Source organism: Mesorhizobium temperatum (assembly GCF_002284575.1).
Taxonomy (GTDB): Bacteria; Pseudomonadota; Alphaproteobacteria; order Rhizobiales; family Rhizobiaceae; genus Mesorhizobium; species Mesorhizobium temperatum.
On record NZ_NPKJ01000051.1, the window covers coordinates 1 to 11,458 of the forward strand.

10 protein-coding genes and 1 pseudogene are annotated in these 11,458 nt (G+C 59.2%); 2 read left to right on the plus strand and 9 right to left on the minus strand.

The genetic code is table 11. The features are described from left to right. Positions 1-4 precede the first annotated feature (4 nt). Positions 5-361: a serine hydrolase domain-containing protein gene (locus CIT26_RS17810; protein WP_095493802.1), complete on the minus strand. Its 357-nt coding sequence runs from the start codon at positions 359-361 to the stop codon at positions 5-7. A gap of 122 nt (positions 362-483) precedes the next feature. Next, positions 484-1,254, minus strand: coding sequence for a serine hydrolase (locus tag CIT26_RS17815; protein WP_095493803.1), 771 nt, complete (start codon positions 1,252-1,254; stop codon positions 484-486). Positions 1,255-2,004: 750 nt separating this feature from the next. Between CIT26_RS17815 and CIT26_RS17825 the strand changes: the two are divergent. Beyond that, positions 2,005-2,121, plus strand: a pseudogene (locus tag CIT26_RS17825) (transposase); the annotation flags it as partial. Between the two features lie 123 nt (positions 2,122-2,244). Here the strand turns inward: CIT26_RS17825 and CIT26_RS17830 are convergent. The 6 genes from CIT26_RS17830 to CIT26_RS17855 all read right to left on the minus strand — a co-directional run bounded on the left by CIT26_RS17830 (position 2,245) and on the right by CIT26_RS17855 (position 8,063). After that, the gene (locus CIT26_RS17830; RefSeq protein ID WP_245319467.1) at positions 2,245-3,294 is read right to left on the minus strand and encodes an ABC transporter ATP-binding protein; all 1,050 of its coding nucleotides are present in this window, start codon (positions 3,292-3,294) and stop codon (positions 2,245-2,247) included. Further along, positions 3,291-4,304 carry an ABC transporter ATP-binding protein gene (locus CIT26_RS17835; protein ID WP_095493804.1) on the minus strand — a complete coding sequence of 338 codons (1,014 nt, stop codon included), beginning with the start codon at positions 4,302-4,304 and terminating at the stop codon, positions 3,291-3,293. The genes CIT26_RS17830 and CIT26_RS17835 overlap by 4 nt, the downstream gene beginning before the upstream one ends. Then, positions 4,301-4,870, minus strand: coding sequence for an ABC transporter permease (locus tag CIT26_RS17840; protein WP_245319468.1), 570 nt, complete (start codon positions 4,868-4,870; stop codon positions 4,301-4,303). The genes CIT26_RS17835 and CIT26_RS17840 overlap by 4 nt, the downstream gene beginning before the upstream one ends. A gap of 252 nt (positions 4,871-5,122) precedes the next feature. Further along, on the minus strand, positions 5,123-5,554 hold the full coding sequence (locus tag CIT26_RS17845) for an ABC transporter permease (protein ID WP_245319469.1): 432 nt from the start codon (positions 5,552-5,554) through the stop codon (positions 5,123-5,125). Continuing rightward, entirely contained in the window at positions 5,517-6,455 is a 939-nt protein-coding gene (locus CIT26_RS17850; protein ID WP_095493805.1) for an ABC transporter permease, read from the minus strand. Before CIT26_RS17850 ends, CIT26_RS17845 begins: the two co-directional genes overlap by 38 nt. A 24-nt stretch (positions 6,456-6,479) precedes the next feature. Continuing rightward, positions 6,480-8,063, minus strand: coding sequence for an ABC transporter substrate-binding protein (locus tag CIT26_RS17855; RefSeq protein ID WP_095493806.1), 1,584 nt, complete (start codon positions 8,061-8,063; stop codon positions 6,480-6,482). A gap of 1,248 nt (positions 8,064-9,311) precedes the next feature. On the opposite strand from CIT26_RS17855, the gene CIT26_RS17865 reads away from it, so the two are divergent. Next, on the plus strand, positions 9,312-10,565 hold the full coding sequence (locus CIT26_RS17865; RefSeq protein ID WP_095493808.1) for a metal-dependent hydrolase family protein: 1,254 nt from the start codon (positions 9,312-9,314) through the stop codon (positions 10,563-10,565). Between the two features lie 478 nt (positions 10,566-11,043). Here the strand turns inward: CIT26_RS17865 and CIT26_RS17870 are convergent. Then, the coding region (locus tag CIT26_RS17870; protein WP_206072780.1) for an alpha/beta fold hydrolase at positions 11,044-11,458 on the minus strand (415 nt) is incomplete at its 5' end.

Sequence of the window (11,458 nt, forward strand, 5' to 3'; positions counted from 1 at the left end):
CTCATCATTCTGCAGCTAGCTCGGCCATCATCTTCACCAGGGGATCACTGAAGGCGCGGTCGAAGGCACTCTTGTTTTCGAGCACGCCGAAGTAGACGACGACGGTGCCGGTGTCAGGGTTCGCGAGCATAAACTGGCCGCCGTAGCCGCCGTGGCCAAGGAAGGTGCCGTCGGTGTTCACCTGGCGGCTATAGTACGTCCAGTCACGCGTCTTCGAATAGACAGGGCCCGGATTGCGGCGTGTCTCTTCGATGAAGGCGGCATCGCCAACGCGGCGGCCCTCGACACCCTCACCCTTGCGCGCGAAGAGCAGGCCGTGGCGCGCGAGATCGCGGGCGGTGAGGCAGGCGGCGCCGCCCATCCACGGCACACCATCGCGGTCGCAGTTGATATGGAAGCATCCCTCGAGGCCCGCCGCCTCGACGATCTCGATCAGCCAGTCGCGCAGGGCTCATTTTGAAGCTGGACGATGACGGCTTTACCTTAGCGGAGATCTGCCGCAAAGCGGGGATCAGCCAGGCGACGTATTTCGCCCGCGCTCAACAGAGGGGCCAAACCGGTGGCATNCCGGCCGCTGACGCGCTCGATGATCCAGCCGAGCACATCGGTGTTGGCTGACTTATACAGCATCTCTCCGGTGCGATTCGCCAGGTCACCGCCGGTGATGCCGCAGATGAAGGAGCGGGTCGTCCCTTCCCTCTGACCATCCAAAGGCAGGCGCCAGCCGGTTGCGGCCTCCATGTCGTAGGCCGAAGTGTAAGGGTCGCTCATGTCCTCGCTGAAGTCGTTGGCGACGTTCATATCGGCGACCGCCTTGACGGTCGCCTCGGCGTAGCCCGAACCGATCTCCGGCAGATAGGTGCCTACTCGCGCGTCGAGATTGACGAGGCCGTCAGCCACCGCGCGACCGAGCATCAGGTTAAGCGTCGTCTTGGTGATAGACATGATGGGATGCGGCTTCTCGCGTCCGAAGTCAGGCGCGTAGGCCTCGTAGAGGATGCGCTCGCCGCGTACCACGATGAAGGCCGAGAAATGTGGCATGGCGAGGAAGCGGGCGACCTCAGGCCGCTCGCCGATGGTCCAGTCGACCTCCTTCCTGAGTGGCAAGACGCGGGGGGCGCGTATCGAAAAGGCATAGCGCATCGTAGTGTGGAGGTTGTGGAAGCCACTGCGGCGGTGGTCGGGCAGGTTCCAGCGCGGCTTGTTCTCGAACAGGACGGCGAGGTCGGGATTGGCGATCGAGGAGAGCGTCATGCGGCGGGCCTTTCCAAGTAGGGGTTGTTCATGGGATTCATGAAGAGTGCACGGGGGGTATCTTTCAGCGACCTGGTGGCCGATCCAGCGCTAACGCCGGAATCTTGCTGGCTTCGGTTCCGAAAGATGCGGCCGGGTGAGGGGTTCAAGCCGACGGGGCTGCCGTACCGCGGAGTAGCAGCCGGGCGGCACGGCGATCGGGATGGCCCTTTGCCTTCTGCGGCCCATATGGTCTGCGAGAGCGGCATGCCGGCAGCGACCACACCCCCGCCGAGCGCGGCACCGGTCTTGAGAAAGGTGGAGCGGCTCACAGGTCCCACCTTAGTTTTTAGCTTCATGACTCATTCGCCTTTTAGTTGAACGATTTTTCCGGAATGCCTGAGCGTTACCGGAGCGCTTGCTCCGTCGGCGCCCGGTCTCCCTCGCGATGAGCATTTCTTGACGCGGTATCGACTAGGCTCCCTAGATTGCAGAGTTCTCGCGGTGAGAAAGTTCAATCCGAGACTGGACCTGCAATAGGCGCTTCAAAACAAAGCCCGGGCTGATGGCTTCAGCGCAATCGGCCGAGAACTATCCCGTGATCCGCGGCTCGAACTTAACGCGATCAAGCGCGATCATATTCCGGAATTTTGGGACATCGGGATTGTGATAGAGCTTTGTCTCTACGAAGGTGCTCCCACCGTCGATAATTCGATCGTTTTTGGTTGGAGTTTTTGGCTTGTTTTCCCGGCGGAGGGAAGGAGCGGAACGATGAAGGGATCAAAGTTTTCGGACGCGCAGAAGGCGTTCATTTTGAAGCTGGACGATGACGGCTTTACCTTAGCGGAGATCTGCCGCAAAGCGGGGATCAGCCAGGCGACGTATTTCGCCCGCGCTCAACAGAGGGGCCAAACCGGTGGCATCATATTCCACAATCACTCACCGTCACTTCGTGCTATCCTCTCTTTCTCTATTTTTTGCGAGAGAGCATGGCAGGGCAGACAGGAGCGATCATGACTGGCCATCGTCAGACTTGGGTCCAGCCGAAGACAGGGTCGTCTCCAACGGTCGATCGGATCCTCGCCCAAGCGGAAAATGGCATCTGAAGCTGTGCTCCGCGTCCTCGCTTGCCGAAGGTTCAGGGAAGACGCGGCTACAGATGTCCTGCGCATAACGGCAGCGTGTGTGGAACTCGCAGCCGGATGGCCGCCTCATCAGGCTTGGCACCTCACCCTTGAGCTCTATCCGGTTCAGCACCGCATCCGGGTCGGGCTCCGGATTGGCCGCAAGCAGCGCTTCCGTGTAGGGGTGCCGCGGTTGATCGAATATACGCTCGGTCGAGCCGACCTCAATAAAGCGGCCGAGATACATGATCGCCATGCGATCGGTCATGTGACGCACAACGTTAAGATTGTGCGTGATAATCAGGATCGCCATGCCGAGTTCGTCCTGAAGCCGCGCGAGAAGATTGAGCACCTCGCCCTGCACGGACACGTCGAGGCCTGCGGTCGGCTCATCGGCAATAATCAAGTCCGGATTCAGCGCAAGAGCACGCGCGATACCAACGCGCCTGGCCTGACCTCCGGAAAGCTGATGGGGATAGCGGCGAGCAAAATCCGCCGGCAAGCCGACCATCCGAAGCAGGCGCTCGGCTTCGCCTCCGAGGTCGGGATGCTTTAATCCATGGATGCGAAAAGGCTCGGTCAGGAGCGATCGAACAGTCAGCCTCGGCGAGAGTGAGCCGATCGGGTCCTGGAACATCATCGCCATGCGCCGCAAGTAGGGCTTCCGTTCAGCCCCGCTGAGCTCCTCAATTTCCTGTCCGTCGATGCGGATGCTACCGCTCACAGCCCGCTGCAAGCCGATGATCGTGCGCGCGATGGTCGATTTGCCTGAGCCGCTTTCACCGACGAGGGCGAGTGTCTCGCCCTTGTGGATTTCAAAGGACACACCGCATACGGCGTCGATGAAAGGGGCTTTCGTCCCGGTTACAAGCGCCTTCAGCGGACCCATGGTGCGGAAGCAAACCCGCAGGTCCTCAACCCGAAGCAGCGCGCTCATGCCGAAACCAACCGCTCTTCGTCGAGGAGATGGCATCGGGCGACTTGGTCCACGCCGATGCGGTACTCGATCGGGTTGTCGTGCGTACAGCGGCTAAACGCCTGGGGGCACCGAGCGCGGAAGATACATCCCTTCTTGCTGCCCAGAAGACTGGGCACCTCGCCGGGTATGGTCGGCAAAGTGCGTGTGCTTTTTTTGATACGCCCGGGATCGCACTCAAGCAGTGCGCGCGTGTAGGGGTGAGCAGGATTGTGGAAGATGTCCCGGACCGCCCCCTCCTCCACCACTTCACCCGCATACATGACGGCGACCCGGTCACACAACTCAGCCACCGCTCCGAGGTGGTGGGAGACGAACAAGACTGAGCAGCCGATCTCCTTTTGCAGTTCTTTGAGAAGATGGATGATCTGCACTTCCAGCGTTGCATCGAGCGCAGTGGTCGGCTCGTCGGCGACGAGTAACGTTGGTTTCACAAGCAGTGCCATGGCAATGCAAACGCGCTGACGCATGCCGCCGGAGAAGTGATGCGGATAGGCGCCAATACGGCTTTGGGGATCGGGAATTCCGACCCGGTGAAGCATCTCGAGAGCACGAGTGCGCTTTTCGCTCCGGCTTCTTTGTTCGTGGTGCTGGATATCGATCATCTGGCTCTCGATGGTCCGCACCGGATTGAGTGCGGTCATCGGATCCTGAAAGATCATGGATAGACGATCGCCGAGCAGGTTCCGACGCGCCTGAGCGGGCATTTTTAGCAGGTCTTTACCTTCGAACAGGATGCTGCCGGCTGTCACATCTGCATTTTCTGGAAGCAGGCCCATCAATGTATATGCGAGCGTCGATTTTCCAGATCCGCTTTCCCCGACGATGCCAACCACCTGTCCGGCTGGCACATCGAGCGACACATTGCGCAGGGCGTGGACACGGCCGCGTGGCGTACCGAAATCAAGATTTAGGTCACGGATCTCAAGAAGCGGCCGGGCGATATGCTGTGTGAGATCGTCGTGTCTCATAGGTCTTTCCGCAATTTGGGATCGAATATGTCGCGCAACGCCTCACCCAGGAACGTGAAGCCGAGCGTTGCGAAGACGATCGGAATGCCGCCGGCGATGACCAGCCAAGGGGTCTGGTTGATGTAGCTGTAGCCATCATTGAGGATAGCTCCCCAATCAGGGGTCGGTGGTCGCACTCCCATGCCTAGGAAGCTGAGGCCTGCCTCAACCGCAATCACAGCCGGCACGTCCATGCTCACGAGAATGAGAAGCGGACCGATGACATTGGGCAGGACGTGAACGGCGAGGATACGTGTTGTTCCGGCCCCCATGCTGCGCTCCGCGGCGACGTACTCGCTGCTGCGCAGCGCCTCTGTCTGGGTGCGCATGACACGCGCGTAAATGGGCATGGACGTTATTGCGATGACTAGAATGACGGTCGCCAGACTTGGGCCCAGAAGCGCGATGATGGCCAGCGCAAAGATGATACCAGGAAAGGAGCGGATGGTATCGAAGATGAGCAGGAGCAAATTGTCCAGCCAACGACGACCGAATCCAGCAATCAAACCACGCACGACGCCGACCACCAGCGCACTGCCGAGTGAGGCGAAAGCGACAAGCAGCGGGATTGGTTCCCTGTTGCGGCCGGAAGCTTCGGCTGGTCTGGTCGACTAGCTGGCCAAAAACCAAGTGGGGCGACGTCGCATGCCAGGTATCTTAGCGAGAAAGTTGAAGTGGTCGCGGCGGCCCGGAAAGCGAAGCCCTATTGCCGTCCGTCACCGCCTTCAGCGGGCTGAGCCTGACGTGTTGACTATCATCTGCGCCCGCTGGAAATCGTGTCAGGCATAATGCATCGCCATGACCGTNGGACCGAATCCAGCAATCAAACCAAGCACGACGCCGACCACCAGCGCACTGCCGAGTGAGGCGAAAGCGACAACGAGCGGAATGCGGCCGCCCATGATGACGCGCGAGAACGTGTCGCGGCCCAGTTGGTCGGTGCCCAGCAGAAAATCCAGTGAAGGTGCGGCCAGACGCGGCCCGACCATAATCTGGATCGGATCATGCGTGATGATGAAGGGAGCAAAGATCGCGGTTGATGCTATGAGTATGACAAGCACTGCTCCGAGCATGCCCAGGCGGTTTTTGCGAAATTGCCGCAGGAACGTGCGAAAGGCGCCAGTATCGATAGCATCGTTGGCTTCTGAAGGGATGGCTTCAACGCTTACCATGTCAGAGCTTTTCGCGGGTTCGCGGATCGAGGAATGCATTTATCAAATCGGAGAGCGTCGTGGCGGTAACAATAAGTAACGTGGTGACGAGCACGACGCCCATCACAATCGGATAGTTGCGGGTATTGACCGCGTTCACAATCAATGCGCCGATGCCAGGTCTCGCGAAGACCACTTCGATAAAGACCGCGGACGAAAGAAGCCATGCGATGCCTACCCCGAGTATGGTCACGGTCGGCAGGATCGCGAGCGGCAGCGCGTATCGCGCGACGATGCGCCATTCCGAGATCCCGAAAGAGCGGGCCATGCGGATGTGGTTTTCCCCCAGGATCTCAAGCATGGATGCCCGTACCAGTCGGGAAATGTAGCCGACCCACCCTACCCCTATGGCGAAACCTGGGAGAATTAGATGGATAAGTCCATCCCAGAAGCCATTACCGGCTCCGATCGCCGGCAACCAGCGCAGCGTCACGGCAAAAATCAGCAGCGCGTAGACCGCCATGACAAAGGAAGGAATTGCGATTGTGGCGACCGCCAGGACCCCCGCCACCTGGTCGACGAAGGAGTTTCGCCGCACCGCGGAGTAGCAGCCGAGCGGCACGGCTACTACGACCGCCCATAAGATCGAGACCAAAATCAGTTCGATCGTAAAAGGCAATTGCTCCAAAACAATGTCGGCAACAGGTCGTTGGCTGAATACGTCAAAACCCAGGTTGCCATGAAGCAATCCGCCGAAGAACGTGATGATCTGCACAACAAGCGGCTTGTCGAGGCCCATCTGCTCATGCAGCAACGCTCTCATTTCAGGCGTCGAGCGCGGGCCGAGCAAAATCGCGGCCGGGTCGCCAGGGACGGCGCGGATCATCAGGAACATAAGCGCCACCGCGATCGCAATGATTGCGATCGCGAGGGCCATCCGTTTGAGGAAATAGAGCCACATCTTCTTGAGTCAGACTACGCCACTCTAAACCGGCTTGAACTCGAGGTACAGTGGGACTCCGTCCGGGCGGGTTGCGGCCTGTATTTGCGTAGTGCGATACATGACCGGTGTGCCTCCATGGGTCAAGAACCGGTAGGCGCCGGACTCCTCCATGAGATCCTGCATCTCACGGTAGAGCTTCGCCCGCTCACTCGGGTCATCGAGCGCGAGAGCCTTTTCATTGAGCTCGTCGAAATGCTTGCTACTGAAGCGCTGCCAGTTCCACACGCCGACCTGTTCGCTCACGAAAGAGGAGGTGGCGTAGTACGGGTCCGGCAGCATGGTGTACTCAATGATGATGAGCTGCATATCCTTCCAGCGGTCGCCATCCGCTTCCGAGCCAATAGTCCAAAACGAGCCGGAATCCTGGACCTTGACGTCAACCGTAATGCCAATCTGAGACAATTGCGCCTGTATCACTTGGGCGATTGTTGATTTAGTGCTGTCGTTCAGGCAATCGAGGGTCAAGGTGAGATCGCTCACACCAGCCTTTTCCAGGAACTCCTTGGCCTTTGCGAGATCACCTTCCGGGGGAACAAGCGCCTTGTCGCGATGCCCGACAAGACCGGGAGCAATCAATCCCGTTGCGACGGTCGCCTGACCCGCATAGGCGGCATCGAGGATCTGAGGTACATTGATCGCCCATTGGACCGCCTTGCGGACATTGATGTCCTTCAGCTTCGGGTGATCCAGGTTCATGCCGAGCCAGGTATAAGAGAGCGAGGCATGTTCCTCGACCGTGGTGTCCGCGGGTGGGTTGGTCTTTAAGCTCGCAAGTGAATCCAAGCTGATCCTAGTGAAATCGATGTCGCCCGCTTGATACGCACGCTCCGCAGCCTTTTCGTCCCCGATCGGCAGGATGCGAATTTCGTCAAAACCGGGCTTCGGCCCCGACCAGTCGGGATTGCGGGTAAGAAGGAGATGCTCATTCGCCTTCCACTCGGCGATCACATAGGGGCCGGAGAAAGCGGGCGGCTTCACGCCGAAACTACTGCCATCACCGGTTGCCTTCATCACCGCATCTTCGGAAACGATATGGCCAACGCCATAGGGGAGGCTGATTAGCCAAGCTGGCGCGAACGGCGTCTTGAATACGATGACGCCAGTATAGTCGTCCTCCAACTCGACATGATCGAGCGGACCCCATTCGGTGGCAACCGGCGATTTGTGCTTGATAATGCGCTCGAACGAGAATTTCACGTCCTTCGCGGTCAACTCGCCATAACCGCCAGTGAACTTGATCCCCTTCTTCAGGCGGAAGCGGATATGCGTCGGGTCGACCGGCTCGATCTTTTCTGCCGCCTCCAGGTCCCATCCCCACTCTGTGCCCGGCTTGAAATGCGTGAGCTTCGAATAGATGCAGTTCATCACGTCGACATCGGCTACCCCTCCGTAGAAGCCCGGATCGAGCGTGAGGAGCTCACGGAAGGCGCGCGCCTTGAGTACCTTGCCTTCTGCGGCCCAGATGGTCTGCGAGAGCGGCATGCCGGCAGCTATGATTCCTCCTCCGAGCGCCGCGCCGGTCTTGAGAAGGGTCCGGCGGCTCACACTGCCTACGATATTATTCATGATCAGTTCCCCTTTTTAGTTGAGCGATTCCGTTCGGAGCGGGTCCGGCCATTAGGATGAGGTCGCAACGGCGTTGTTGTGCGTCAATGTTAAGGTTTTTTGAAACAGAGCTGTCATAATTCGTTCGGGGTTGCTCCAAATGCGTCGGTGGCTACGGCGGCGATGTGTCTACCCCCGCATGCTACTATCCGCTTTGAATGCCCGGAGTAACCCTGGCGATTGCCTCCCAAGCCGCTTCAACCAGCATGCCCTCTCGCCCGGCCTCGGCCCTGCTTCGTGATACGCCTGATCCGCGCGGCTGCAATGCCGCGCGGCCTGCGTAAGCAGATCGGCCTGAGCTGTACCGGGGTGCGGATCTCGACCCCAGGCCGGGCTACCGCAATCAAGCCTCGGATCAACCGATATCGCATCCAAATCGTGCGATGGCGTGGGAGGTAAACGACCAGACGCGGTAGGGCGCGCCTATCTCCACGGGGTTAACGCGTTCGAGACCGGGGGCTCTCATATGGCCCCCTCTCTAGCATCGCCTACGTAAAGCTCACCGCCTGCGGACATCAAGGCCGGAAATCGGAACACGGGAACTCGGATCGTCAGCCCGGCGCGGACCTGGGCTCGCTGCGATGGCCGGAGATTGTGGATTCCGACGAAGTCGGCCATGCATTCCGATTTGAAGCCGGCCGCGTATTCCAATCTGAAGCTGGCCACCCTTGGCGTCATTTCGCATGGGTCTGGAGGATGATGTTTCGGGATGAGGCGCAGGTCAAGTGGCGGGCTGATCGAGATCAGCGCGCTTAGCTTTTCGCAGTCTCTCACCGGTAAGCTCGATGCGGTAGACGTTCTCGCACCCCAACGTCAGAAAATTCCGGAGCATGATCGCGCCTGATCGCGTCAAGTTCGAGCCGCGGATTAAGGTGTAGATTTTCGGCGGATTGCACTGAAGCAATCAATCCGCGCAGCTTTTTGAAGCGCCCATTGCAGGCCTAGCATCGGATTGAGATTTGTTCGACCGGAGAGCTGTGCAATCTAGAGGCGGGTGCTGCGTCAGGCTGGTGATCTGAAAGACCGGATCCCCGACGCCGGCGAAGCAAGGAACGGAGAATGGCTGAGCTCTCCACTCCCCCGGGGGCATCATGCTGATCGTTCTCAGCCTCAATCAGCTCGGCGATGGGCTACGTGATGCCCTCGATTCGAGACTGATAAATCTCAGCCGAACTTGACTTCTACAACTTCACAAGGAGCGCAACGCGAATGTCCATTATTATCAAGGACGGCAAGATCATCGACGGAACGGGCAAGGAGGCTTTTTTAGGCGATGTCCTGATCGATGATGGCCGGATTGTCGCGGCAGATCTGGATATCGCAGGCTGTAGCGACGCCACGGTAATCGATGCGGCCGGTCACACGATCATTCCGGGGCTGGTCGACCCACATGTCCACATCTGCTGGGGCGAGACTGTTGACGAGCCCCGTTCCTGGACGGCATTCTCGCAACTCACCGAGAAGGAAGCTGGTTTCTTCGACCTTACCGCCAAGGTGGGTCGCGACGTCGCCATGGGCGCCTATGCTTGTCGCAAGACCCTTCTTGCCGGCTTCACCACCATCCGCGACGTCGGGTGCTCAGGTTACAGCGACATCGTGCTACGCGAGGCAGTAAAGAACGGCTTCCTGGTCGGTCCACGCATCCTTGCCTGCGGTGGCGGCGTCGCGATGACCGGCGGGCATGGCTGGAATGGCGGCGTCGTCGAGGCTGACGGGGTCGACGCGCTTCGGGTCGAGACGCGGCGACAGCTAAAAGCCGGCGCCGACCTCATCAAGATATTCGCAACCCGCGCGGGCGGCGGGGAGTGGTCCGGCGGGCCGGAATACACCGTCGAGGAGATGCGCGTCATATGCGACGAGGCGCGGCAGCGCGGCAAGCACACTGCAGCCCACGCCGTAGGTGCGGAAGGCATCAAACGCGCTGTCCTTGCCGGCGTCGACACGATCGAGCATGGCTGTCTCATCGACGAAGAGGGTGCCGAGCTCATGGCCGAACGCGGGACTTGGCTGATCTCGACGCTTTATCCTTTCGAGCGTCAGGCAACGCGGGCGAAACAGTTCGGCTACCCGGATCACCTTGTGATTTCGTCCTCGGAGATTATGAAGGTCTATCCGGACAATCTCCGCATGGCCGCACACAAGGGCGTTAAGATCGCGCTCGGTTCCGACTGCGGGATCCCCGACCTCACCCTTCATGGTGAAAACGCGATCGAGATCGTTCTTTACTCTAAACTGGTCGGCGTATCACCCGTGGAGGCGATCCACCGCGCAACCGGTGCGGCGGCCGAGGCAATCAAGCTCGGCCAGGAGATCGGTACGCTGACACCCGGAAAACTGGCCGATGTGGTGGTCGTGGAGGGAGACCTGGAGGCAGACCTTTCGATCCTACTGCAGCGAGAGAAGATCAAGCAGGTCTTCCAAAGTGGCGTCCAATCTGTGAAGGACGGCCGCCTTATCGTTTGACTGGTAGATCGGCTATTACCCAAAGTAGCGAGTGACCGGATAATGGGTCGAACTCTTTATCGTCGGGATCGCGATGAGAGACTTTAACTGCCTTATGTTCGTGTTGTCGTGGAAGAGATCGGTGATGATCGCGTCACCCTCCTCCATGTCGGCGATTTGCAGGAGCAATACGAAATCGGCATCGAAGGTTACATATAGCAGTGGAGGATCCGCTCGTTCTTAGCACGGATTTCTTGAAGAGATCGATCAGATCCGGCCGCTCACATGCGATCGGAATGACTTCTGAGATCGGCCGTTCTCGGCCAAGACGAACATCGGCAATTGTCGATGAACCCACGAGCATGCGTCCTCGCTTCATCGGGTCGCATTCCCATTCGAGCCGCCTGGGAGGAACTGCTGAGCGATGCCACCGTGCCGACGATGGAACCGCCTTTCGCGCGGAACTAGTCAACGACGGGCTCGCGACCAACATTTGGGGTCAGGACAGAAGCTCGTCCTGCACCAGCCACGCCAACATGTGGGGCATGAGTTGGCTCAAGTTGTGGCCGAAGTGGGGAACAAGCTCCAAACTCGAATTCGGGATCTGTCTTTGCATCCGCTCAGAATCTCGCCGAGCCGCCCAAAGATCCTCAAGGCCATAAACAAACCGTGTAGGGACCGTTATGGAGTCGACTTCGAAACCCCACGGCGCCACCCATGATTGCATATCATCAACGTAAGCATCTTCCTCGGAATAAACCGATTCAGGCAACGCGAGTTGTTGAGCGATCTTGTCCCTCAACGGGGCTCGCAAGCGCGCAATGCGACGGTCATTGGTCGCGTCCCTACAGGTGGTGTAGCTCGGCGGTAGCGAAGCCGCTCGCGAGCGCGCCCTCGATAGCGCTGTAGCGAGC

Excerpts from the sequence above, each read along its gene's own strand:
- CIT26_RS17810 (WP_095493802.1), bottom strand. The coding sequence starts at position 361 with ATGGGCGGCGCCGCCTGCCTCACCGCCCGCGATCTCGCGCGCCACGGC.
- CIT26_RS17830 (WP_245319467.1), bottom strand. The coding sequence starts at position 3,294 with ATGAGCGCGCTGCTTCGGGTTGAGGACCTGCGGGTTTGCTTCCGCACC.
- CIT26_RS17835 (WP_095493804.1), bottom strand. The coding sequence starts at position 4,304 with ATGAGACACGACGATCTCACACAGCATATCGCCCGGCCGCTTCTTGAG.
- CIT26_RS17850 (WP_095493805.1), bottom strand. The coding sequence starts at position 6,455 with ATGTGGCTCTATTTCCTCAAACGGATGGCCCTCGCGATCGCAATCATT.
- CIT26_RS17855 (WP_095493806.1), bottom strand. The coding sequence starts at position 8,063 with ATGAATAATATCGTAGGCAGTGTGAGCCGCCGGACCCTTCTCAAGACC.
- CIT26_RS17865 (WP_095493808.1), top strand. The coding sequence starts at position 9,312 with ATGTCCATTATTATCAAGGACGGCAAGATCATCGACGGAACGGGCAAG.